Source organism: Streptomyces sp. NPDC002055 (assembly GCF_040296705.1).
GTDB lineage: Bacteria > Actinomycetota > Actinomycetes > Streptomycetales > Streptomycetaceae > Streptomyces.
In genome coordinates, this window is sequence record NZ_JBEOXS010000001.1 from 226,588 (window position 1) to 250,138 (window position 23,551).

Genomic DNA, 23,551 nt, shown 5'->3' on the forward strand with positions numbered 1-23,551 from the left:
CCGTCATGGCCGACCCGCAGGGATTCATGACCACCCCCCGCCGCACCTGCCCCCGCCGTCCCGTCCCGGAGCGGGTCGAGGACTGGGACGAGGTCTACGTCGGTCAGGGGCTGCTGCCGATCATCAGCGAGCAGGCCGGACGCTGCATGGACTGCGGCATCCCGTTCTGCCACAGCGAATGCCCGCTGGGGAATCTGATCCCGGAGTGGAATGTGCTGCTGTCGCGGGAGGACTGGGACGCGGCGAGCGACCGGCTGCACGCGACCAACAACTTCCCGGAGTTCACCGGCCGCCTCTGCCCGGCCCCCTGCGAGACGGCCTGCGTGCTGGCCATCAACCAGGATCCGATCACCATCAAGAACGTCGAGGTCGCCATCGCCGACCACGCCTGGGAACACGCCCGGGTACCGCCCCGGCCTCCGGACCGGCTCTCCGGCAAGACCGTCGCCGTCGTCGGCTCCGGTCCGGCCGGACTCGCCGGCGCCCAGCAGCTCACCCGGGCCGGGCACACGGTCGCCGTCTACGAACGGGACGACCGGATCGGCGGGCTGCTCCGCTACGGCATCCCCGAGTTCAAGATGGAGAAGGTGCACCTCGATCTCCGCCTGGAGCAGATGCGGGAGGAGGGGACCAAGTTCCGCACCGGTGTCGCGGTCGGCACCGACATGGACGCCGCCCGGCTCGCCGAGCGCTACGACGCGGTGATCGTCGCGGTCGGCGCGCACGCGCCCCGCGAACTGCGGGTGCCGGGCCGCGAACTGGCCGGGATCCACCAGGCGATGGAGTACCTGCCGCTCGCCAACCGCGTGCAGGAGGGCGACCTCACCGAGCCGCCGATCACCGCGGAGGGCAAGGACGTGGTGATCGTCGGCGGCGGGGACACCGGCGCGGACTGTCTGGGCACCGTGCTGCGGCAGCACGCCTCCTCCGTCGTCCAGCTCGACATCAATCCGCAGGCCGGCGACGAGCGGACCCCCGACCAGCCGTGGCCCACGTACCCCAAGGTGCACCGGGTGTCGCCCGCGCACGAGGAGGGCCGGGAACTCGCCCTGCTGCGCGGCTCCGACCGGTACGGCCACGACGTGCCGGTGCCCGGACCCGAGGGGGACGTCCGGGTCTACTCCTCCGCCACGCTCCGCTTCGAGGGCGACGAAGGGGGCCATGTCCGCGCGCTGCACCTGGTCGGGGTGGAGCCGGCCGAGCGGCGGCCGCAGCCGGGGACCGAACGGGTGCTGCCGGCACAGCTGGTCCTGCTGGCGCTCGGCTTCTCGGGCCCCGAGCGGGACACCGGCCTCATCGACCAGCTCGGACTCGGGCTCGACCCCCGCGGCTGCATCGCCCGCGACACCGGCTTCGCCACCACCGTCCCCGGCGTCTTCGCCGCGGGCGACGCGGGCCGCGGCCAGTCGCTGATCGTCTGGGCCATCGCCGAGGGCCGCTCCGTGGCCGCGGCCGTGGACCGCTACCTCGCCGGCTCCACCACCCTGCCCATGCCCGTCCGGCCGGCGGACCGGCCGCTGGTCGTCTGACCGGCCCCGCCGTGTCCGGTCCTGCCGCGTCCGGCCCCGCGCCGCCCGCCCGCCGTCGGCCTGCCGCCGCCCCGGGCGGCCCTTGCTTCCGTCACACCGCTGACCCAAGCTGGAGGTATGGGCTCTCCCCCCGGCAGCCCCACGCTCATCACATCCGTGCAGCGCGCGATGCGTCTCATGGAGGCCGTGGGTGCACACGAGAACGGCGCGCCGGCCAAACAGCTGGCCCGGGAGACAAGTACGCCGCTGGCCACGACCTATCACCTGCTGCGGACCCTGGCCCACGACGGCTACGTCCGGAAGCTGGACGACGGGGGCTACGTCCTGGGGGACCGGCTGGACTCGCTCCACTCCGGCAGCCGCGGCCAGGCCCTGGTCTCCCGGGTCCGTCCGGTGCTCGCCGCGCTGCGGGACGAACTGTCGGCCGCGGCCTACCTGACGTTCTACGAGGACGGCGAGATCCGCGTCGTGGAGGTCGTCGACGGACCGCGGGCCCCTCGCGTCGACCTCTGGGTCGGGTTCGAGGACGCCGGACACGCCACCGCGCTCGGCAAGTGCGTCCTGCGCGACCTGGACGAGGAGGCGCGCGCCGACTACCTCTCCCGGCATCCCCTCGCCGATCTCACCCCGCGCACCATCACCCGCCCCGAGCAGCTCCTCCGCGACCTGGAGGCGGCGGCCCGGCCGGCCGCGGTGCTGGACCGTGAGGAGTACATCCTGGGCACCGCGTGCGCCGCGGTGCCCGTCCACGACGGGACCACCCTGGGCTCGCTCGGGGTCTCCGTCCGGGTCGACCGGTTCTCCCGGATCCAGGACGCCGAGACCCGGCTGGTGTCGACGGCGAACCGGGTCAGCCGCGCCCTCTCGCTCACCATCTGAAAAAGCCGCTCTTGTCGGTCCAGGCCGGTGGCCTGTTCTCTGGTTGCACAGCCTCTCCGGATGCGCAGCTCCTCCGGCTGCACAGCTTCTCCGGATACGCGGCCGTTCCGGATCCTCAGCTTCACCGGACGCACCGCCGCACCACCCCGCACGACCTGCGGATGCCGGCTGTCCGCCCCACCGACCGTCACGAGCGAGAGAGCGGCCCATCAGGAACATGAGCCAGGCCGAAAGCCCTCAGTGCGACACCCCGCAGCCGTGGCGGGCCGCGGCCGGCCCCGAACCGCGCCGGACCCGCCGCCCGGCCACCGGGGTCCCCGGCCGCGCCCGCCGTGCGGCCACCGCGGCCGGGCGGAGCGCCACCGCCCTCGGCGCCCGGCTCCGCGCCGACGACCTCGCCGCCGGCCTCCCCCTGCTGATCGTCACGGCCGTCGCCCTGCTCGGCCTCGTCAGCGGAACGGCGCCCTACTGGCTGCCGCTGCTCGCCGTGGGGCCCGCCCTCGCCGCCGTCACCGGCTCGCCGTGGGGCATCATCCGGGTCGGCCTGCTGGCCGTGGCCCTGGGGGCCGGACTCGCGGCCCGCAGCGGCGGCCCCGGCATCCGGGAACAGCTGCTCGTGCTGGGCGCGGTGGCCGCCGTCACCCTGGCCAGCGCGCTGGCCGGCGCCCGCCGCCGGGGCAGGGAGCAGGTGCTCGCCGACGTCCGTTCGGTCGCCGAGGCCGCCCAGCACGCGCTGCTCCGGCCGGTGCCCTCGACCGTGGGCCCGTTCCAGGTGGCGGTCCGCTACAGCGCCGCGGCCGCCGAGGCCCGGATCGGCGGGGACCTCTACGCCGTCGTCCCCACGCCGTACGGGGTGCGGCTGATCGTCGGCGACGTCCGGGGGAAGGGCCTCCCCGCGGTCGGCACGGCCGCCCTCGTCCTCGGCGTCTTCCGCGAGGCCGCCTACGACGAGCCGGACCTCGTCGGAGTGGTGAGCAGGATCGAGCGGAGCCTGGCGCGCAACCTCGGGTCCGACGACTTCGTCACCGCCGTCGTCGCCGGCTACCCGGGTGCGGGCCGCCTGGAGCTGGTGAACTGCGGGCACGCGCCGCCGCTGCTGGTCGGCGAGTCCAATGTGGTCTCCGTCGGCCCCGTCCGCCCGGCCCCGCCGCTCGGGCTGAGCGCGCTCTCCGACGACGTGCCGGTCCGCCAGGTCCTGCCGTTCGCCGACGGCGACCAGCTGCTGCTCTACACCGACGGGGTCACCGAGGCCCGGAACCACCGCCAGGAGTTCTACCCGCTGGCCGAACGGGTCGCCCGCCATGTGTCGCCGGAGCCGGCCCGCACCCTGTCCGGTCTCCACGACGAACTGCTCGCGCACGTCGGCGGCCGGCTGCGCGACGACGCGGCCCTGCTGCTGCTCCGGAAGCCGCCGGTGACCGCGGTGCCCGCCGGCTGACGGCCCGCCGGCCCGCCCGGGCCGGGAGGCGCCCGCCGCGGCCGGCGGTCAGTCCTCCTTGGGCTCCGCCGGTGCGGGGGGCAGCGGCTGCTCCGCCCAGATCGTCTTGCCGCCCGCCGTGTACCGGGTACCCCACCGCTGGGCGCACTGCGCCACCAGGAACAGGCCCCGGCCCCCCTCGTCCGTGCTGCGCGCCCGGCGCAGGTGCGGGGAGGTGCTGGTGCCGTCGGAGACCTCGCAGATCAACGTCCGGTCGCGGATGATGCGGAGGCTGATCGGGGGAGTGCCGTAGCGGACGGCGTTGGTCACCAGCTCGCTGACGATCAGCTCGGTGGTGAACACCGCGGCCTCCAGGCCCCAGTCCGCGAGCTTCCGGCCGGTCATGTGCCGGGCCTCGGCCACGATGGCGGGGTCGTCGGAGAGGTCCCAGGAGGCGACGTCTTCGTCGTGCAGGGCCCGGGTACGGGCGATCAGGAACGCCACGTCGTCCCGCGGGCGGTCCGGCAGCACCGTACGGACCATGGTGTCGCAGATCTCCTCCAGCGGGCGGTCCGGATGGGCCAGCGCGAAGAGCAGCCGCTCGAACCCGACGTCGACGTCCCGGTCGCTCGCCTCGATCAGGCCGTTGGTGTAGAAGGCGACGACGCTGCCCTCGGCCAGCTCCATCTCCGCGCACTCGAACGGCAGGCCCCCGAGCCCCAGCGGGGGCCCGGCGGGCACGGCCGGGAACTCGACCGGTTCCACCAGATGTGCGATGGCGGGGCTCGGGTGGCCCGCCCGGGCGACGGTGAACCTGCGCGAGACCGGGTCGTAGATCGCGTACAGGCAGGTGGCCCCGATGACGCCGACGCCGACTCCCTCGGCCGCGTCGCCCATCGCTTCCTCCTCCTCGTTCGACAGGCGGATCACCAGGTCGTCGAGGTGGGCGAGCAGCTCGTCCGGGGGCAGGTCGAGGTCGGCCAGGGTGTGGACGGCGGTGCGCAGCCGCCCCATGGTGGCGGCGGCGTGCAGCCCGTGGCCGACGACATCGCCGACCACCAGCGCGACCCGGGCCCCGGAGAGCGGGATGATGTCGAACCAGTCCCCGCCCACCCCGGCCTGGGCATCGGCCGGCAGATAGCGGTACGCAGCCTCCACGGCGCTCTGTTTCGGCAGGTCGTGCGGGAGCAGGCTGCGCTGGAGCATCAGGGCCGCGTTGTGCTCCCGGGTGTAGCGGCGGGCGTTGTCGATGCAGACCGCGGCCCGCGCCACCAGCTCCTCGACGAGCAGCAGATCCTCCTCGCCGAAGGACTCCGGGTTCTTCCACCGGGCGAGCGTGGCCACCCCCATCGTGATCCCCCGCGCCTGCAACGGCATGACCAGGGCCGAGTGGATGCCGAGCTCGCGCATCTTGGCGGCACGTGCCGGGTCCTCGGCGAGCCACGGGGCGGAGAGATCCACGACAGGCGTCAGGGTCGGCCGGCCCGTGGCCAGACAGCGCGCCGGGGCCGACCCGGGGGCGTAGCTCGTCTGCTCACCGGGCTCCACCACCGCCTCCGGAAGGTCCTCCTGGACCGACCGGTGCGCCGCCCGGCGCAGCAGCGCGGTGGGCGCCACCGGCCCCGGCAGTTGCTCCTGCCCGCGGACCACGGCGTCCAGCAGGTCGACCGAGACGAAGTCGGCCACCCGCGGCACCAGCACCTCGGCCAGCTCCTGCGCCGTGTGCTGCAGATCGAGCGTGGTGCCGATGCTCCCGCTGGCCTCGTTGACCAGGTCCAGGCGCTGCCGGGCCCGGTAGTGGCTGGTGACGTCCAGCACGGTGTGGCACACGCCGAGGACCTCGCCCGTGTGGTCCAGGAGCCGGAAGGCGGAACCGGACCGGACCCGGTCACGCCCCGGGTGCATACCCGAGTCGGCCGAGGAGGGGGTCAGCTGCTGGAAGGTGAGCATGGGTTCGCCCGACTCCAGCACCTGCTGCGCCTCCCGTTCCAGGGCGGCGCCGTCGAGGCCGGGGACGGCTTCCCCGAGCCGCCGCCCCAGCCGCTGCGCGGCGGACACCCCGTCGAGACGTTCCATGGCCGGGTTGATCGCCAGGTACCGCAGCCGGGGGTCGACGACGGCCATGCCGATGGGGGACTGGGCGAACAGACCCCGCAGGACCGCCTGATCCCGCTCCCAGCTCCGCAGGCCCACCACATCGGTGACGGCGACCAGCCAGCTGACCTTGCCGGACGCCTCCCAGAGCCGGCAGGCCCGCAGCCCCAGCTCCAGCCGGTGCCCGTCGCGGTGCCGTACGGCCGCGACGGCCTCCCAGCCGTCGCCCGTCTGACGCCGCTCGGAGAGGGGCGCGGCGGCGTCACCGGCCTCACCGCCGACCGCGAGCAGTGCGGTCACCGGGCCGCCCACGACCTCCCCCGCGGCGTAGCCGAGGAGCGTCTGCGCGCCCCGGCTCCAGCGTTCGATCACACCGCGTGAGTCCACCACCACGGTCGCCGCATGGGTCACATCGAACGGGCTGTCCGCGCTCGCGCCGTGACCCGCCTCGGGTGTGCTCATCGTCGCCTGTCCATCCTGGGACGTTTTCGACCCAATAGACCCATACCCGATCCATTGTTCTGCGACCGCTCCGGGGAGGAAAGTGGCGAGCGGACGCGGCGCCGGGAGCGGGGTCCGGCAGCCGGGCCCGCGGGTGCCCGCGCCGGGTGGCACGGGGCCCGCCGGACCTGCCGGACGCGGCCGGACGCGCGCGCCGGAAGGAGGATCCGCGGCGGAACGGCGGAGCGGAACACGGCGGAACGGAACAGCGGAGCGGCCGAGCGGAAACGGCGGAGCGGCCGGGCGGAACGGCAGAGCGGAGGCGCCGTCGCCGGTCGCCTCCGCTCGGGCCCCGCGGGCCGCCCGGCGCCGCGCTCAGGCGTTTCCGGTCATGGAGGCGTAGACCACCACGTTGTCCGAGTAGTGGTGCTTCGCCTTGTCGAAGTCCCCGCCGCAGGTGATCAGCCGCAGCCCCGCGTGATCGATGTTCCGGTAGACCTCCAGGGTCGGGAACTTGCTCTTCGGGTACTGGGCGATCTTGTCGACGGTGAACTTCGCCGTCCGGCCGTCCTGCCGGGTGACCTCGATGTCGTCACCCTTCTTGAGCTCGCCGAGCCGGAAGAACACCGCCTTCGCGCCGTTCCAGGTGACGTGACCGGCGATCACCGCGGGGCCCTTCGCGCCGGGCGTGGGGCCGGGGGTGTACCAGCCGGCCTTGTCCGGGTCGGTCGGTGTCTCCATGGCCCCGCGCTTGTCCTGCCCCAGGTCCACCAGGGACGACGAGACCTGGAGCGAGGGTATGGAGATCCGCTGCGGCGGCGACGCCTGCAACGCTGCCGCCTTGCCCCCGGGCGCGGCCTCGCCGCCGCCCGCCTGCCCGCCGCCGCCGTCGGCCGGGGGCGCGGGCGGCGCGGCGGGTGCCGCGCTGGGTGGAGCGGACTCCTGGCGGGACAGCCCCACCACCAGCAGAACCGTCGTGGCCACCGCGAGGACAGCGCCGATGGCGACGAAAAGGCCGCGCGACCTGCCCCGGGAACCGTGATGCGATCGGCTCATCGTGCTTCTCCCCTCAGCCGTTCTGCGCGGATCGGCGGGCCCGCTGCCGGGCGACGGCGAGCGCGCCCGCGGCCGCGACGAGCGTCAGACCGCCCGCGGCGAACATCCCCGGGGCCTCCATGCCGTCGGTGGAGCCGGATCCGGTCTCGACACCGCCCACCGGGACCGAACCGACGGCCGCTCCCATGACCATGCCGCAGTTCGTGGGCGCGGTGGCCTCCTGGGGCAGCTTGGGGTCGAGCTCGCTCTTGCCCTTGCCGAAGTCGTACTTCTTGTTGCCGTTGGGGTCGATGCCGTGCTGGACGACGTGCAGGTCCTTGAGGTGCTCGATCACGTCCGGGGAGACGGCGAGTGTGCGCTCGTAGGAGAGCTTGCCCTGCGCGTCGGCCGCGGGCATCCGGTCCACGGCGAGGCCGCTGTCCGGTGTCGTGTCGCCCGAGGTGGTGAGCGAGATGTTGATGTCGCCGTAGTCCTTGGTGGCTTCGGTGTTGTTGAGGATGCCGTCGCCGTCGGTGTCGTCGCTCGCGTCGGGGCAGTGGAAGTCGATGCCCTCGGTGGAGCCGTGGAGGTGCTGGGCGTGCGGCTGGCCGGGGGTGAGCCCCTCGGCCTCGATCTTCACGTTCAGCTTGTTCGTCCCCTGGGCACTGAGCATCACCGTGCCGCTGGCCCCCGAGTCGTTCAACTGCTCCAGGTCGATCTGGTAGGCCTTCCCGGTCCCTGCGGCCAGCGACGGGGCGGCCACCGCGAGCGTCAGGGCGGCGGGCAGAGCGATGAGCGCGGCGAGGCGGGTGGTGCGCTGGACTGTCACGGGCGTGCATCCCCTTCCGGGGGTTCCCCCGAGGTGGCGGGAACCGGTCTGTCTCGGTCTGAAGGGCCGGTGCACCGTTCGGCGATCGGTTCGTCCGGAACGGATGAGCGGCTCTTGACGGGGTATTCGGACCGCTCGGGGAAGCGGATTGGTCCGATGCGAAAAAAATTTCTGCGCACGCCGACGGCCTGTCCGGAACCGGCCCCGGACGGCGGGCTCGTGACCCGGCGACGCCACCGTTCCGCACCCATGACGACAACGACCCCGGACCCATGACGACGCCAACCCCCGGCATGGTGCCGGGGGTTGGCGGAGAAACCGTGGGGTCAGCCGACGAGCTTCACCTCGGCGTGCGTACCGGCCTTGTCGACACCCGGGTACAGGCTCAGGGAGCCCGACTCCCAGCGCACGATGATGTCGTTGGGCACGGTGTTGGCGCCGAAGGCACCCGCCGTGACCAGATCGGCCTTGGTCCAGGCGGACTTGGGCTCCCGGATCTTGATCTCACCGTGGAAGCCCGCCGCGTCGACACCCGGGTAGATGGTGCCCTCGCCGTCGGACCAGCGGACGAGCAGATCGTTGGTCCCCTTCCCGGTGAAACTGCCGGCGCTGATCTGCTCGGCGTGCGTCCAGGTGCTGTTCGCCTTGGTCAGCTCGGTCTCCTTGCCGACACCGTTGGTGTCGATGTCGGAGTAGAGGGACACCTTTCCGCTGTCCCAGACCACGATCAGGTCGTCCCGCAGCGCGTTCGCGGTGTACCGGCCGACCGTGACGAGCTTGGCGCTCTCCCACGGCTTGCTCTTCGCCGGCCGCAGGGTCTTCTCGCCGTGGAAGCCCTTGGCGTCGACGTGGGTGTACTCCGTGAGCTCCCCGTCGACCCAGCGGACCACCAGACCGTCGGAGCCACTGCCGGTGAAGCTGCCGCCGGACATGGTCCGCGCGTGCTTCCAGACGCTGCCGGCCGCGGCGAGCTTGTACTCGGCCGAGAACGGGTACTTGGGATTGTCGTGGTCGGCGCCCTGGTACAGCGTGACCGATCCGTCCGACCAGCGGACGATCAGGTCCATGTGCCGCTTGCCGCCGGCGGATCCGCCGGTGAAGTAGCCGGTGGCCAGCAGATCGGCGTTGGCCCACTTCGCCTTGGGCAGCAGGTCGCGAGCGGTGAACTGCTGCATCCAGTCGGACAGGTCGTCCACCCGGGTGTCGACCGCGCCCCGGCGGGTCTCGGACGCGTCGGTCCCCAGGCACCCGCCCTGCCAGGACAGGCTGTTGACACCCGCCAGCTCGACCCGGTCGTCCTTGACCCGCAGCGCCGGGCCACCGGTGTCGCCCTTGCAGACCGCCGCCTCGGCCGGACTCTTCGGGGACAGACCGAGGGTGGTGCCCGTGGTCGAGTCGACGGTGAACGTGCCGGTGTGCAGGCGGTCGGGCACCCAGGTGTCGCGGGTGCGCCCGTAGCCGGCGACCCGCAGCTCCTCGCCCTGCGCGGGGGCGGTGCTCGCGAGCGCGACCGGAGCGACACCGGTGACCGGCTTGGCGAGCCTGACCATCACGGCGTCGCGGTCGGTGCGCGGGACGAGCTCGACGCCCTCCACCACGGCGCCGGTCGACGCGGTGAGATTCGTCCGGCCGACGGTCACGGTCGTCTTCAGCTTCGGAGCGCCGGCAGCGATCTTGAAGCCCTGCCCGGGGTCGTCGGCGAAGCACGAGGCCGCGGTGAGGACCCACTGGTCGTCCACGAGCGCGCCCGAACAGCTGCGCTTGCCGCCGATGTCGAGCTTCGCGGTGAACGCGTACGTCCCGTCCTTCGCGTCCTCGCCCACGACGGCGTGCGCCGGGGCGGCGGGCATCACACCGGCCGCGACCGCGGTGAGAAGACCTGTTATCCACGCCGTGCGCGGATGTCTGCCAGACACGTTCATCTTTCCTTTGTTCATCGTGAAGAAGAAATCTCGGGGGTGCGGATGCGCCGCGAAGTGCCTCCGGAGCGCACCGGTCAGCCGGTTACCTTGAGTTCGACCAGAACGGTCGGCTTTCCGGTGGTGCCTTCACCGACGGGCTTGAGTTCGTCCTTGGGGATGTCGACGGTCGTCGACTTTCCGTCGGAGGTCAGACTGGCCCGGACCGCGCGGTCCTCCGTCTGCACCGCGAACACCTCATTGACCTCCAGAGTGAGGCTGCCCGTCCTGCCGATGACGCGGAAGCAGAACTTTCCTTCCGCGTTCTGCCGGGTCCAGACCTGGATCTGGTTGGGCTCGCTGCACTCGGTCAGCAGGATGTGGCCGTCCCCCTTGCGCAGGACGATTCCCTTGTCCTTGAGGATTCGGTCGGCCAGGGGGTAGGTGAAGTCCTCGACCGCGGACGGCGGAGTCGCCCCATCAGATCCCGCCTGAGCAGCGGGTTTCGCGCCATTCTGGGCAGCCGAAGCAGAAGTCGGAGCAAAGACGCCGACCACGGCCACGGCTGCGGCGGCGAGGCCGGCGAGCAGTATTCCGGGCATGCGAAGTTTCACCAGGGGTTCCTTCCGGGTGGCGTGCGGTGAGTGAAACCGCCGCAAGAGATGGCCCGTTCCTCCGGGCCTGCCGAAATTTAGCACCCTTTTACAACGGTGTTCGCCGGGGAGAGCGGCGATAACGAGTCCGTAACAACAATGCAGTTGGTGGAACGGGAGTCGATGGGCGGCGCTCCGGGCCGGAATTCTCCGTTCCTCTTCGTAATCTTTCCGTCACATCCGGCGCGGTTATGCTCAGTCGGCCGAATTCTCGGCAACCCGCCGCGATTGAGCCGGGTTTGAAAATGGAGAGGTAGCATCTACTTGAACAGAACAGGGGGGAGATGGGTCCGTGGCATACGCACGTTGTGCCTCGGAGCCCTTTCTCTGTCACTGACCGCGGGGATTCTGGGCGCGAGCCCGGCGTTCGCGGACGACGGGCCCGGTGACGACAGCGTCACCAGCCCGATCCCGGCGACCGACCGCGGCCGTGTGGTCGAGGCCTGGCGCGAGGGCGGACCGGGGGTCAAGGCCGCGGCGGAGGTCGCGCTCATGGGAAGCGACGCCGATGTGCGGCGCTTCCTGGACGCCGAGAAGACCGTCGCCGAACTCCACGACGACCGGGTCACGACCACGCAGATCTTCACGGTCGGCGGCCGGGGGGTCCGCGACGCGGCCAAGGAAGCCCTGGGCGGAACGCCCGAACAGCTCCGCGCGTTCCTCGGCAGCGGCTGGCAGGCGCCGCTCGAACAGGACCAGCGGGTGCAGGTCACCCAGATCATCAACGAGGGCGGCCGGGGGACCAAGGAAGCCGGCAAGGCCGCGCTCAACGGCTCCATCGAGGACGTCCGCACGTTCCTGAACTCTGGTCAGGAGGCCGCCCGGGCGGCCGACGACCGGGTCGAACTCACGCAGATCATGGCCACCGGCGGACCCGCCACCAAGGAGGCCGCCAAGGTCGCGATGAACGGCTCCATCGAGGACGTGCGCGAGTTCCTCGAGGTGGGGCAGCACGTGGCCCGCGCCCGCGACCAGGAGCGGGCGAGCATCGCCCAGCTGGCGTCGCAGGCCAAGGCCGCCGGTGCGGAGGCGAAGCGGCAGACCGAAGCCGCCAAGGAGGCCTCGGCGCGCGCGGTCGAGGCGTCGAAGCTGGCCAAGGAGGCGGCGCAGAAGGCCGCGAAGGAGACGGAAGAGGCCCGCAAGGACTCCCACCGGGCGGCGAGCGCCGCGGGACGGGCCGCCGACGCGGCGCGCGGTGCGGCGTCCGCGGCGCAGGAGGCCATCAGCGCGGCCCGGGCGGCGAACCAGTCGGCACGGGTGGCGGCCAACGCCGCGGCCCAGGCGGCGTCCGCCGCGGCCGGTGCGGCCGAGGCGGCTTCACGGGCACGGGGTGCCGCCGCTGCCGCGGCCACCGACGCGGGCCAGGCGGCCACGGCGCGCAAGGCCGCCGAGGAGGCGCGCAACGCGGCCAAGGGCGCCAAGCTGGCGGCGGAGGCCGCACAGCAGGCGGGTGTCGCGGCGACGGCCGCCGGTGACGCGGCCCGGTCGGCCGCGAGCGCCGGTGCGAACGCCGACGCGGCGGCGTCCGCGGCGAGCGAGGCCAGCGGCTTCGCCGACGCCGCGGGCGCGCACTCGGCGACGGCCGACGCCGCCGCTGCCGCGGCCCGCCGTCAGGCACGGGCGGCCACCCGTGCGGCGAACTCCGCGGAGGAGCTGGCGCGTCAGTCGGCAGCCGCGGCCTACGAGGCGCGCGACGCGGCCAAGGACGCCGCCGAGCACGCGGAGAACGCGGCGAAGTTCGCGGACGAGGCGGCCGATCACGCGGGGGAGGCGGCCACCGCCGCCAAGGAGTCCACCGCGCACGCCGAAGCGGCCAAGAAGGCCGCCGACGTCGCCACCAAGGCGGTCGCCAAGGCCCGCAGCATCCAGGAGCTGGCGCGGAGGACCGAGGCGGCCGAACTGAGCGCCCGGACCGACGCGGCCATCGAGCGGGCCAAGGACCTCAAGGAGACCGACGACGAGCGCAAGGCCGAGGCGGCCCGCGTCGCCAAGGAGGCCAAGAGCCTCGACGAGGAGGCCGAGCGGCTGGCCGCCGAGGCCGCGAAGCCGGACGCGGACGTCCGGCAGGTCGCGGAGAAGGGCCGCCGGATGGCGGTCATCGCGATGAAGAACCGCGGGCCGTGGAGCAAGGCCGCCGCGGAGGTCGCGCTGGCCGGTTCGGACGAGGACATCCGTGCGTACGTCCGCTCCGGCCGGCAGGCCGCGGTGGAGCAGGACGACCGGGCCCGGGTCGAGCGCCTGGCGGACGAGGCGGAGTCCGCGTCGGTCCGGTCGGCGGCCGAGAAGGCACTCGCCGGCGACGCCGGAGCGATCGGCGCCTTCCTGAAGGAGGGCCAGCACAAGGCGGCGGCCAACGACTACCGCGTGCGGGTCGTCCAGATCTCCGACGGAAGTCAGCGCGGCGTGAAGGAGGCCGCCCAGGCGGCGCTGAAGGACGGCTCGACGGACGCGCTGCGCGCGTTCATCACCACCGGGCAGTACGCCGCCCGGGAGGCCGACGAGCGGGTCCGGGCCGTACAGCTGGTCAACAGCGGCGGCGCGGAGGTCAAGGCCGCGGCGCGGATCGCCCTGGAGGGGCCGCCGCAGCTGCTGCACGCCTTCATCGAGTCCGGCCAGTTCAAGGCCAAGCGCAAGGACCTGCTGACGGCCACCCATGTCGCCGATGTGCAGTCGATGATCGCCGGCGCCGCCGGTGTCGCTGCCCAGGCGCAGAAGCACGCCGCCGAGGGGGCACGCGTCGCAGCGCTGGCCCGCAGGGCCGCCGCGGACGCCGAGAAGTACGCCAAGCAGGCCCGCGATTCGGCCACGCAGGCCAAGAAGTACGCGGACGACGCCCGCGCATCGGCCAAGGAGGCGGAGGCCTCCGCCGCCGAGGCCAAGGAGTCGGCCAAGGCCGCCCGCAGGGCCGAGGCGGACGCCCACCAGGCCGCCCGCGAGGCGACCGCCTCAGCGGCCTGGGCCAAGGCATCCGCCGTCGCCGCCCGCGGCTCCGCCGAGGACGCCTGGACCTCGGCCAACGCCGCCCGTGCCTCGGCCACCGCCGCGGGCAAGGACGCCCAGGCGGCCGACAAGGCGGCCAAGGACGCCTTCGCCGCCTACGTCGTGAAGAAGCGCGCCGAGGACGAGGCCAAGCGGAAGGAGCAGGACCGGAAGGAGCAGGAGGAGCTCCGGAAACTCGCGGAAGCCCTCGTGGAGTCCGCCGGCGAGGAGGAGGACGACACCAGCGTCTGGGACATGCTCTCCGAGGGCGGCCACTTCGCGTTGGACGTCGTCGGCCTCATCCCGGGCGCCGGCGAGCTCGCCGACGGCGGCAACTGCCTCTGGTACGGCGCCGAGGGCGACGCCCTCAATGCGGGTCTCTCCTGCGCGAGCATGGTCCCCGTCGCCGGCTACGGCGCCTCCGGCATCAAGTTCGGCAAGTGGGGCAAGAAGGGCGCCGACTTCTTCAAGAAGCTCTTCTCCAAGGGCGGCAAGCTGCCGCCGCCGTGCCGCAAGCCCAACAGCTTCACCCCGGAGACCCCGGTCCTGATGGGCGACGGATCGTCCCGGCGGATCCGTGACATCCGGGTGGGGGACCGGGTCCTGGCGACCGATCCCGTCGCCGGCCGCACCGAGGCACGCCCCGTCGACCGGGTCATCACCGGCTTCGGCGAGAAGAACCTGGTCCGGCTCACCGTGGACACGGACGGTGACCGGGGCGACGCCACCGGTACCGTCACCGCCACCGAGGGCCACCCGTTCTGGATCGCGGACCGGCAGGCCTGGGTCGAGGCGGGCGCCGTGGAACCGGGCGCCATGCTCCGCACCTCGGCCGGTACCTGGGTGAAGGTGACGGCGACCCGGGCGTGGACCGCCGTCCAGCGGGTCTTCAACCTCTCCGTCAACGGCATCCACACCTATTACACGGTCGCCGGGACGGCTCCCGTCCTGGTGCACAATGCCGGCAGCTACTGCGACATCAGTGACTTCCGGGCCGGCAAGGAGCTCGAGCACACGCTGAAGACCGACAAGGGCGACGTGGGCATGCTCGCCGGAGTCAAGATCGACGGGGACTCCCTGCACCTGTCCGATCTCCTGGTCTACGGTGACGGCATGGAGCGCGGCGCGCTCAACGTCGGCATCATCATGCGGGAGCTGCGGCAGAACATCGCCCCGGCCGCCGCGCGGCAGGGGTTCAAGAAGCTCCGCATCACCGCTGAACGCCTCAGCGGAAACCCCGGGCATCAGGTGGACTTCACCCTTGATCTCGCCAGATACGCGAAGTAGAGGAGACCGTTGATGACCGTGTCCCGTGACCTCGACACCTCCGTGCGGAGGGAAGCGGGGCTGATGAACGACGGCAAGCCGATGGAGTCAGTCCTGCGGGACCTGCGGGCCGAGGGCTTCGGGATGATCGACTGCATCAAGGCCGTGACCCGGCTGCAGTCGTGCTCGCTGGGCGAGGCGAAGCGGACGGTGCATCTGTCCGCCGCCTGGGCGGACCGCCGGGAAGCCCATGACGCCTTCCACGACGAGCTGGAGCGGCAGGCGAAGGAGGAGCTGAACTGAACCGGGGGCCGGACGGCCCCCGCACATGACGAGGCCCCGCCGGTGCGAACCGGCGGGGCCTCGACGCCAGAGGCGCTCGGAGGGTCTGTCGTCCGGACCGGGCCCGCGACCTGAAGGCCCGATCCGGGCGGGGACCCTAGGGTTCGGAGTGACGGGGACTGGTGCACAGTGCCCAGATGACGAAGACGTCGATCGCGAGCAGCGCCACGGCCCAGACCGGGGCGTAGGGCAGCCACAGGAAGTTCGCCACGGCACCCAGGCCGGCCAGTACGACACCGACCGCACGGGCCCACAGCGCCCCGGTGAACAGAGCGAACCCCGCCAGGACGATGACGACGCCCAGGATCAGATGGATCCAGCCCCATCCGGTCAGGTCGTACTCGAAGACGTAGTTCCGCGTGTTGACGAAGACCTCGTCGTTCGCGATGGCGGCAATGCCCGCGAAGAGGGTCATCAGCCCGCCGAAGACCATCATCACCCCGGCGAAGGTGACCCATCCGGACACGAAACCACTGGTGTCGGAGCTTCGGGCAGCACTGCCCGCCCGGGCCCCGTGAACATGGCCGGTCATGGTGGCTCCTTTACAAGGATCAGCCTGGCCGTCGGCGGGATTCACCCGATCGGCGGTCCTTGATTCCACGGTCACACAACCGGGCGTTCCGGGCATCTCGGCTCCGACCTCCGCGATCGCCGGCACAGCGCCCCTCCGGCACCCCGGTGGAGCGGTCCGGGCACCGCGCCCGGAACCGGCGCGTCATGCCGTGCCGTCGGGCCCGCCGGCCGGGCTCAGCACCCGGTGCGCCGGGGCGTCCTCGCCCCGGTGGAAGGTCAGCCGGCCGTCCTCCACATCGATCCGCAGGCTGGTGTGCGGCCGCAGATTGCCGTCGAGCAGCATCCGGGAGAGCCGGTTGTCCACCTCGCGCTGGATGGTCCGGCGCAACGGCCGGGCACCGTACTCCGGCTGGTACCCCTGGTGGGCGAGCCAGTCGACGGCCTTCGCGGAGATGTCCACCGCCACGTCCTGGGCCCGCAGTCGGCGCCGGGTCTCGTCCAGCAGCAGGTTGGTGATCTCCTGGAGCTGTTCGTCGGCGAGCCGGCGGAAGATCACGATCTCGTCGATGCGGTTGAGGAACTCCGGCCGGAAGTGCTCCCGCAGCGGGCGCAGCGCCCGCTCGCGCCGGGCCTCCTCCTCGGCGTCCGCGTCCCCCGCGCCGAACCCCGGCGCGCCGCCCCGGCCGCTGATCGCCTCCGAGCCCAGATTGCTCGTCATGACGATGACGGTGTTCTTGAAGTCGATCGTGCGGCCCTGCGAGTCGGTGAGCCGCCCGTCGTCGAGCACCTGCAGCAGGATGTTGAAGACGTCCGGGTGCGCCTTCTCCACCTCGTCCAGCAGCAGGAGGGAGTACGGGTTCCGCCGCACCGCCTCGGTGAACTGCCCGGCCTCCTCGTGACCGACGTATCCGGGGGGCGCGCCGACCAGCCGGCTGACGGTGTGCCGCTCCTGGTACTCGCTCATGTCCAGGCGGATCATCCGGTCCTCGCTCGCGAAGAGCGCCTCGGCCAGTGCCCGGGCGAGTTCGGTCTTGCCGACGCCCGTGGGCCCGAGGAAGAGGAAGCTCCCGATCGGACGGTCCGGGTCGGCCAGCCCGGCCCGGGACCGCAGCACCGCGTCGGCCACCGCCGCCACGGCCTCGTTCTGCCCGACGACCCGGTGGTGCAGATGCTCCTCCAGGCTGAGCAGCCGGTCCCGCTCCTCCTCGGTGAGACTGCTGACGGGGATGCCGGTCTGGCGGGACACGACGCCGGCGATGTCCTCCATCGTGACCTCGTCCACCTGGCCGCGCTGGTGGCCGCCGCTGCCGATGCGGCCGTCCAGATCGGCGATGCGGTCGCGCAGTTCGGTGGCCCGCTCGTACTGTTCGGCGGCGACCGCCTGGTCCTTGTCCCGGGCGAGCTGCTCGGCTTCGCGCTCCATGGCGCGCACGTCGGTGCCCCGGGTGGCGGACCGCAGCCGGACCCGGGCCCCGGCCTGGTCCATCAGATCGATCGCCTTGTCGGGCAGGTACCGGTCGGGCAGGTAGCGGTCGGAGAGCTCGACGGCCGCGAACAGGGCCTCGTCGGTGTACCGGACCTGGTGGTGCGCCTCGTAGCGGTCGCGGAGGCCGCGCAGGATCTCCACGGCGTCCGCGGTGCTGGGTTCGGGGATCAGGACGGGCTGGAACCGGCGGGCGAGCGCGGCGTCCCGCTCGACGTAGCGACGGTACTCCTCCAGCGTGCTCGCGCCGACGACATGGAGCTCCCCGCGGGCCAGCGCGGGTTTGAGCATGTTGCCGGCGTCCATGGCCCCGCCCTCGGAACCGCCGCCCGCGCCGACGACGGTGTGCAGCTCGTCGATGAAGACGACCAGCTGGTCGGAGTGGGTGCGGATCTCGTCGATGAGGCCGGTGAGCCGCTCCTCGAAGTCCCCGCGGAAACGGGTGCCGGCCACCACCCCGGAGAGATCGAGCTGGATGACGCGGCGGCCGACGAGGATGTCGGGGACGTCGCCGTCGGCGATCCGCTGGGCCAGGCCCTCGACGATGGCGGTCTTGCCGACCCCGGCCTCGCCGATCATGACGGGGTTGTTCTTGCCCCGGCGCGCGAGCACCTCGATGGTCTGCTCGATCTCCTCGTCGCGTCCGATCACCGGGTCGATCCGGCCCTCGGCGGCGAGCTCGGTGAGATCCCGGCCGTACTTGTCGAGGTTCGGGGTGTTCCGCTCCTCCGGTCCGGGGCGCGGCCCGGGCGTACCGGGCGCGCCCGTGAAGCCGTCCCGGGACCCGGCGGGCGGCGAGAAGTGCGCGGCGTTGAGGATCTGGCCGGCCGTGGAGTCGCGGTTCGCGGCCAGCGCCACGAGCATGTGCTCCGGACCGATGTACGAAGCACCGGTGGAGCGCGCGATCTCATGGGCGTCGAGCAGGGCGCGCTTGACCGCCGGGGTGACGGCGATCGAGGTGCGCGGCGGGCCGTTCCCGGCCTGCTGGTCGATCTCCGCGGCGAGCGCGTCCGGGTCCGCGCCGGCCCGGGTGACCATGCCGCGGGTCGGCTCGGTGGAGAGCGCGGCCCGCAACAGGTGCTCGGTGTCGAGATCGGAGCTGCCGTGCCGGGCGGCGTAGGTGGCCGCGGCGGAGACGAGCTGCCGCGCGGGGCCGCTCATCATGCGGCTGAAGTCGATGCGCCGCGCGTCCGGCGGCTGCCCGGGCTGGCCGCCGCCGAGAAAGTGCGAGAAGAAGTCTCCGAGGGGGTCCGGGCCGTGGTCCTCGGGACCCTGCTGGCCGTCGGTCATGGGTATCCGTCCCCGTGGTCCGGCCGGACCGGGCCACGCCTGTCTCGGTGCGCGTGCGGCGGTCGGACACGGTCCCGCAGGCCCGGCGTACAACGGACCGCCGTAACCCCACCTGCCCCAATTTAGACGATATGGAGGGAGTGTGCCGGGCCCGGGCGGAGGCGGTGCCCCGGGCCCGGCCGGCAGCCGGAATGACTCACTCCGGCGCTCTCGGTCGTGGCCGACCCCGTAGTCGCGGTCGGCGGGGAGGCGCGGCGGCCGTCCCGCGCAGGGCCCGGCCTGGCCCCGTCCGTATCGTGCGGCCGGTGCGGCGCGGGTTCCGGAGCGAGTGGGTCCGGCACATCGCGCCCTCCGGCCGGCTCCCCTCCGCGCGGTGCCCGGCACCCTCCGGGCTGCCCGGAAGGTGACCCCTCCGGGCATCGGCGCAACCTGCATGAGCACCCACCTGTCACACCGTCAACTCCACTGCGCAGAAGCGGAATTGGGGATACCGGGAGCGCTGCGAAGTGGCGGCTGACGATGCCCAACTTCACGCTGCTCAAAGCCCGTTACCGGAGGTATTCACACCGCCCGGCGGGCCCGGATCGCCCAATCGGATGAGAGTGAAGAAGTTCACAGAAGGCCATTTCGGCTCTGAATTACGGTGGTTGATGACGCAGGATCCATAACCGACAACAAGCCCCCGCCAACCGAGGCGGGGCGATCCGGATGGACGCCGAGTCCTGCCGCCGTCCGGATGTACCGCGAACACCCAACTTCGGCAGGAGCGGGAGACCCAAGTACGACCGAGCCATGAAGGTGATGGCTCTTGGGGTGAAGCCACGTCATGTGGCCGGGCAACTTCGCCGGCCCGAACCCGACAGGTCATCTTTCGCAGGCGGATGACGAAGGGCTTCCGCATGTCTGCGCGTACACGCATTCCTGCGCTCATATCCCGTGCCGGAACCACCTCGGTTCTCACGGCCGCCGCTCTCGCCGGCTCGACGCTGATACCCGCTGCCGCGCCCACCGCGGAAGCGGCCACGCCGGCCGGCAAGGCCCTGAGGATCGCGGCCTCCAAGAAGGGATCCCCCTACCGCTACGGTGCGGTGGGCCCGCACCGGTTCGACTGCTCCGGTCTCACGCTGTACTCGTTCAAGCGGGTGGGCAAGAAGCTGCCTCGCACGGCGGCTGCCCAGTACAACAAGACCCGCCATGTCTCGGTGCGCTCCCGGAAGGCGGGTGACCTGGTCTTCTTCCACTCGGGTGGCGGTGTCTACCACGTGGGCATCTACGCGGGGAAGGGCAAGATCTGGCATTCGCCGAAGCCCGGGAGGACGGTGCGCAAGGAGCGGATCTGGACCCGCAGCGTCTGGTACGGGCGGGTCAAGTAGGGCCGCCCCCGCCGCTCGGCCTGACCGGCTGAGGGGGTCCGGCCTGCCGTGCCGGCCGGAGCGCCGTGCCGTCGCAGGCCGAGGTGGTGGGGCCGGGTCCAGGGGATGGGCCCGGCGTCGCCACCGGCCATGCGGCGGCAGGCGTCGCGGATGGTCCCGTCGCGGGCCGGAGAGGGAAATTCCGCTAGTCCCGGATACTCCGTTCCGTTTCCCCGATCGGACCGTGATCGGGCCGTACGCGTCCCGGTATCGCGCCCCGTACGGATATCCCGTCGCCAATTCCGGGCGGGGTGATGCACGGGACACCGGCCATGACCGACCCGGAGAAGTGGTCGTGGCCGGTGTTTTCGCCCCTGCATTCCGGACCGGCGCAGCCGCCGGTCATTCGTGCCGTATCGCGGAGTGATCGAGTGATGACGGCGCGCGGTTTTCGCTTCGGATATGAGGTCACCGTGCGCCGGTGTTTTTCGATGCGTCACGCGGTGAAGTCCGGCTCACCCGCCGCAGCGGAACTCTGACCGGAAAGCGTCGGTTTCGGTGCGGCCGGCGGGCACTCTGTCGGAGCGTTGCCCGTCGAGCGGGATCGGTGTGCGGTGTGCGGTGTGCGGTGGGCGTGAACGGCGTCGGCCCGGACGGCCGTCCGGCCCGACCGGAATGTCGGCCTGCACGGAACCGGAGCCTCGGCGTTGGGCACCGCAATTGGTGCACAGCCAGCCGCCCTTGGGGCTCTGCTGCATCGGTGCACCGCACTGCGGGCACTGGTTGCGGATCTCCGCCGGATCGATCCTCACGGCAGCCTCCTGTCGCCTGTCGTCGTCCATCGGGTGAGAAGACGCTCCGTGGAGCCCGTAGGAAGTGCTGCCCCTCGATCGTGACGCGAACGCGGGCCGAGAAGGGGAACATCCGGCCGGGGAACGATCCCGCGCACGCTTTCGGCCACGTGCCGGTATCCGGCCGATGGGCCCCGCCCGCCCCGGGAGACGCGGTCTCAGCTCCCGGGCACAGGGGCCGAAGGGAGCGGAACGGCCAGCAGCTCCGCGACCCGTCGCGCCGTCGCGGCATCCCGCGCGGCGGTGAACGGGACGACGCCCTGCGCCATACGGAACGGCTCCCCGCGCGCCGTGAGCGCGGTCCCGCCGGCCTCCTCGACGAGCAGCACACCGGCGGCGTGGTCCCAGGGGTTGTCCCAGGTGTAGGCGACCGCGTCCAGTTCGCCCCGCGCCACGTCCAGGTAGTCGCACCCCGCCGAGCCGCTGGCGCACGCCTTCACGCCGTGCTCCGGGGCCAGTTCGTAGAAACGGTGCTGCTGTTCGGCGGTCAGATGGGCGGGCCGGGCGCTCGCCACCTGCAGGACGTCGTTGCTCGCGGCCGGGCGCAGCCGCAGCGGCGCACCGTCGAGCAGCGCCCCCTCGCCGCGTCGTGCCACGGCCGTCAGGCCCGGCACCGGCAGATGGGTCCACGAGGCCAGCAGTTCGCCGTGGCGCGCGACGGAGACCAGGGTGGCGAACTCGGGCAGCCCGCGCACGAAGTTGGCCGTCCCGTCGATCGGATCGATGATCCAGACCGGGCCGTCGTCGTGCAGGGAGTCCAGCAGACCGGGGTCGGCCGCCACCGCCTCCTCGCCGATGACCAGCGAGCCGGGGGCCATCGAGCTCAGCGCCTCGGTGAGCCGCTCCTCCACGTTCCGGTCCGCGACCGTGACGAGATCCAGGGGGCCTGCCTTCTCGCTGATGTCGGCATCCGACAGCCTGCCGAAGCGGGAGAGCACCTCCTCGGCGACCACGGTCCGGATCAACTCTTCCACCGCACCATACGTTCCAGAGCCGAACATGCGTCCATCTAACGCGATCGGTGCGCACTGCCTTGCGGCGGGTCGGTACCGGCGGATGCCGTGGTCGTCGCGGGCCCGAGGCGGCGGGGAGGGGGCCTCCGGGTGCCCGGCGTCCGTCCTCGCCGAGGGGGCGACGCTCGGCGAGGTGCGGTTCCCGGCGAGGGGGTCGGCCTGGCAGGGGCGCGTGACGAGAGGGGTCAGTCCTCGACGCGGGACACGGGGGGTGGGGGGTTCTCTTCCTCGGGCGGGCTGACCCAGCCGCAGATGCCGCAGACGTAGCGGTTGTGCAGCCCGTCTATCTGTGCCCCGCAGCCGGGGCACGTCGTGGTCCAGTAGGGCTCGCCGCTCAACGTTGTGCTCCGCAGTTTCCGCACAGCCAGCCCCCACTGGGGCTCTGCTGCATCTGGCCGCCGCACTGGGGGCACTGGTTTCGCAGCTCTCCCGGATCGATTCTCACATTCTTCTCCCGTCGTTCTCCGTCAGATGAGAGCCGATGCGAGGCGCACAGGTTCCCCCTTTCACTCATCTTTGGCTAGGGATTCACGCTCAGTAATTGAATGTCCGAGGGGATTGGTTGCGGACTCAACCGATGCTTGTGAAGCGGACGGTGATATTCCGGGGAGTCGGGAGTCGGGAGTCGGGGGCGGTCCGGAGGGCGGGAATCGTGCCGACGGGAAATGGGTCACCCGATTATCCGGAGTGCGCGCGGGGCCTGTCATCGTTCTGCGGGTGGAGTGTCGCCACGATGAGTGCGCGAGTTCCGGCCATTCCGAACGGTGCATCCGGCCAGTCGTGTGCAATCGGCGCCGACGGGGCGCGGCTGGTGGCCGCGCGCGGCGTCCGTCCGTGTCGCCGGAGCCCGCCCGGGCTTCCGTTCCCACGGGCATGGTCGCGGGCATGGGTGCGGGCGCGGGCACGGGCGCCGGGGCGTCTCCTGCCCGGACGGGTGGGTGCCCTACCGGCTCCGCCATCCCTGCCAGCGCTCCACGGTCACCAGGATCACGGGGCCGTCGGGGGGATTCCTTGCGTACTGGGGGTACTTGGCCCGCAGCGGGGCCAGGGCCGGGTGGAGGCGTGGCGCGGCCCCCGGTGGGCGATCCGGCGGGTCCTCGATGCGGGCCGTGCCGTCGGCCCGGACCCACCACAGCGCGCCCCAGTCCTCGTCGTACGCGTCGGCCAGGAGGCAGACGGCGGGGTGTGCCCTGATGTTGGCGAGCCGTCGCAGCTCATGGGTCCGCTTGGGTTTGTGGTCGACCGCCGTGACCACCGTGTCGTCCCACAGGGCGAAGGTCACCGGTACCAGGTGCGGACGGCCTTCCGGGCGCACGCCGGCCAGCCGGGCGACCCGGGCGTCGGCGAACAGCCGCCTGGCCTCGCCCTCGTTCATCCGGGGCATCGCGGGCCCGCCCTCTCCCGGCGGTCCGACGCGTCGGCCGCCACGCCCCTCCACGGGCGCACGACTCCCGGGCGTCCGGCCGCCGCGCCCCTCCGCGGGCGGACGTCTCCGGACCGTCCGGCCGCCGTTCGCCCGCCCGGCGGGTGTGGAAGTCGAACTTCCGGAACGGCGGGGCGGGTCCCGTGCCCCCTGGGTGCCATGCCTCCACCATGACGCCGGCCCGCGGGCCGTGCAGGGGGTGAATCGGCCGAGGTTCGGGTGCGGTCCCCGCGGATGCGCGGACGGCAATGGCGGGCGGTCGGC

Annotated in this window: 17 protein-coding genes and 1 riboswitch; of the genes, 7 read left to right on the forward strand and 10 right to left on the reverse strand. The window is 72.4% G+C overall.

Annotated elements, in window-relative coordinates:
• The first annotated feature begins 5 nt into the window (after window positions 1-5).
• The 3 genes from ABT112_RS01045 (at window position 6) to ABT112_RS01055 (ending at window position 3,846) form a co-directional block, all read left to right on the forward strand.
• A complete protein-coding gene (locus ABT112_RS01045) occupies window positions 6-1,529 on the forward strand; it encodes a glutamate synthase subunit beta (RefSeq protein ID WP_351504176.1) in 1,524 nt (507 codons plus the stop codon).
• Window positions 1,530-1,646: 117 nt separating this feature from the next.
• A complete protein-coding gene (locus ABT112_RS01050; protein ID WP_351504097.1) occupies window positions 1,647-2,408 on the forward strand; it encodes an IclR family transcriptional regulator in 762 nt (253 codons plus the stop codon).
• A 412-nt stretch (window positions 2,409-2,820) separates the two neighbouring features.
• A complete protein-coding gene (locus tag ABT112_RS01055) occupies window positions 2,821-3,846 on the forward strand; it encodes a PP2C family protein-serine/threonine phosphatase (protein ID WP_502975216.1) in 1,026 nt (341 codons plus the stop codon).
• Window positions 3,847-3,894: 48 nt separating this feature from the next.
• Here ABT112_RS01055 and ABT112_RS01060 read toward each other — a convergent pair whose 3' ends face one another.
• From ABT112_RS01060 to ABT112_RS01080, 5 genes are all read right to left on the reverse strand, one after another.
• Window positions 3,895-6,381, reverse strand: coding sequence for a SpoIIE family protein phosphatase (locus ABT112_RS01060; RefSeq protein WP_351504101.1), 2,487 nt, complete (start codon window positions 6,379-6,381; stop codon window positions 3,895-3,897).
• A gap of 354 nt (window positions 6,382-6,735) precedes the next feature.
• Window positions 6,736-7,416 (reverse strand): class F sortase, encoded by a 681-nt coding sequence (locus ABT112_RS01065; protein ID WP_351504104.1) that lies wholly within the window; start codon window positions 7,414-7,416, stop codon window positions 6,736-6,738.
• Window positions 7,417-7,429: 13 nt separating this feature from the next.
• Window positions 7,430-8,224: a GVDTG sorting domain-containing protein gene (locus ABT112_RS01070; protein WP_351504106.1), complete on the reverse strand. Its 795-nt coding sequence runs from the start codon at window positions 8,222-8,224 to the stop codon at window positions 7,430-7,432.
• A 326-nt stretch (window positions 8,225-8,550) separates the two neighbouring features.
• A complete protein-coding gene (locus tag ABT112_RS01075; protein ID WP_351504107.1) occupies window positions 8,551-10,140 on the reverse strand; it encodes a S1 family peptidase in 1,590 nt (529 codons plus the stop codon).
• Window positions 10,141-10,220: 80 nt separating this feature from the next.
• Window positions 10,221-10,736, reverse strand: coding sequence for a hypothetical protein (locus ABT112_RS01080; protein ID WP_351504109.1), 516 nt, complete (start codon window positions 10,734-10,736; stop codon window positions 10,221-10,223).
• 345 nt (window positions 10,737-11,081) lie between these two features.
• Between ABT112_RS01080 and ABT112_RS01085 the strand changes: the two genes are divergently transcribed.
• Window positions 11,082-15,041: a polymorphic toxin-type HINT domain-containing protein gene (locus tag ABT112_RS01085; RefSeq protein ID WP_351504110.1), complete on the forward strand. Its 3,960-nt coding sequence runs from the start codon at window positions 11,082-11,084 to the stop codon at window positions 15,039-15,041.
• A gap of 12 nt (window positions 15,042-15,053) precedes the next feature.
• Window positions 15,054-15,323 (forward strand): hypothetical protein, encoded by a 270-nt coding sequence (locus ABT112_RS01090; RefSeq protein WP_351504112.1) that lies wholly within the window; start codon window positions 15,054-15,056, stop codon window positions 15,321-15,323.
• A 136-nt stretch (window positions 15,324-15,459) separates the two neighbouring features.
• Here the strand turns inward: ABT112_RS01090 and ABT112_RS01095 are convergent, their stop codons facing one another.
• Window positions 15,460-15,894: a DUF7144 family membrane protein gene (locus ABT112_RS01095; RefSeq protein ID WP_502975207.1), complete on the reverse strand. Its 435-nt coding sequence runs from the start codon at window positions 15,892-15,894 to the stop codon at window positions 15,460-15,462.
• A 183-nt stretch (window positions 15,895-16,077) separates the two neighbouring features.
• On the reverse strand, window positions 16,078-18,648 hold the full coding sequence (locus tag ABT112_RS01100; RefSeq protein WP_351504115.1) for an ATP-dependent Clp protease ATP-binding subunit: 2,571 nt from the start codon (window positions 18,646-18,648) through the stop codon (window positions 16,078-16,080).
• Window positions 18,649-19,386: 738 nt separating this feature from the next.
• Window positions 19,387-19,543: riboswitch (cyclic di-AMP (ydaO/yuaA leader) on the forward strand.
• A gap of 4 nt (window positions 19,544-19,547) precedes the next feature.
• Between ABT112_RS01100 and ABT112_RS01105 the strand changes: the two genes are divergently transcribed.
• Window positions 19,548-20,021: a C40 family peptidase gene (locus ABT112_RS01105; protein WP_351504116.1), complete on the forward strand. Its 474-nt coding sequence runs from the start codon at window positions 19,548-19,550 to the stop codon at window positions 20,019-20,021.
• A gap of 311 nt (window positions 20,022-20,332) precedes the next feature.
• Window positions 20,333-20,539 carry a hypothetical protein gene (locus ABT112_RS01110; protein WP_351504118.1) on the forward strand — a complete coding sequence of 69 codons (207 nt, stop codon included), beginning with the start codon at window positions 20,333-20,335 and terminating at the stop codon, window positions 20,537-20,539.
• A 470-nt stretch (window positions 20,540-21,009) separates the two neighbouring features.
• Here the strand turns inward: ABT112_RS01110 and ABT112_RS01115 are convergent, their stop codons facing one another.
• From ABT112_RS01115 to ABT112_RS01125, 3 genes are all read right to left on the reverse strand, one after another.
• A complete protein-coding gene (locus ABT112_RS01115) occupies window positions 21,010-21,825 on the reverse strand; it encodes an inositol monophosphatase family protein (RefSeq protein WP_351504120.1) in 816 nt (271 codons plus the stop codon).
• Window positions 21,826-22,049: 224 nt separating this feature from the next.
• On the reverse strand, window positions 22,050-22,202 hold the full coding sequence (locus ABT112_RS01120; protein WP_351504122.1) for a hypothetical protein: 153 nt from the start codon (window positions 22,200-22,202) through the stop codon (window positions 22,050-22,052).
• A 605-nt stretch (window positions 22,203-22,807) separates the two neighbouring features.
• Complete coding sequence (locus tag ABT112_RS01125) at window positions 22,808-23,248, reverse strand: TIGR03668 family PPOX class F420-dependent oxidoreductase (RefSeq protein WP_351504125.1); 441 nt, start codon at window positions 23,246-23,248, stop codon at window positions 22,808-22,810.
• Window positions 23,249-23,551: the final 303 nt, after the last annotated feature.

Bases quoted from the DNA above. Each gene is read 5' to 3' on its own strand.
- ABT112_RS01045 (WP_351504176.1), top strand. From the start codon at position 6: ATGGCCGACCCGCAGGGATTCATGACCACCCCCCGCCGCACCTGCCCC.
- ABT112_RS01050 (WP_351504097.1), top strand. From the start codon at position 1,647: ATGGGCTCTCCCCCCGGCAGCCCCACGCTCATCACATCCGTGCAGCGC.
- ABT112_RS01060 (WP_351504101.1), bottom strand. From the start codon at position 6,381: ATGAGCACACCCGAGGCGGGTCACGGCGCGAGCGCGGACAGCCCGTTC.
- ABT112_RS01065 (WP_351504104.1), bottom strand. From the start codon at position 7,416: ATGAGCCGATCGCATCACGGTTCCCGGGGCAGGTCGCGCGGCCTTTTC.
- ABT112_RS01090 (WP_351504112.1), top strand. From the start codon at position 15,054: ATGACCGTGTCCCGTGACCTCGACACCTCCGTGCGGAGGGAAGCGGGG.
- ABT112_RS01095 (WP_502975207.1), bottom strand. From the start codon at position 15,894: ATGACCGGCCATGTTCACGGGGCCCGGGCGGGCAGTGCTGCCCGAAGC.
- ABT112_RS01100 (WP_351504115.1), bottom strand. From the start codon at position 18,648: ATGACCGACGGCCAGCAGGGTCCCGAGGACCACGGCCCGGACCCCCTC.
- ABT112_RS01105 (WP_351504116.1), top strand. From the start codon at position 19,548: ATGTCTGCGCGTACACGCATTCCTGCGCTCATATCCCGTGCCGGAACC.
- ABT112_RS01110 (WP_351504118.1), top strand. From the start codon at position 20,333: ATGACCGACCCGGAGAAGTGGTCGTGGCCGGTGTTTTCGCCCCTGCAT.
- ABT112_RS01125 (WP_351504125.1), bottom strand. From the start codon at position 23,248: ATGCCCCGGATGAACGAGGGCGAGGCCAGGCGGCTGTTCGCCGACGCC.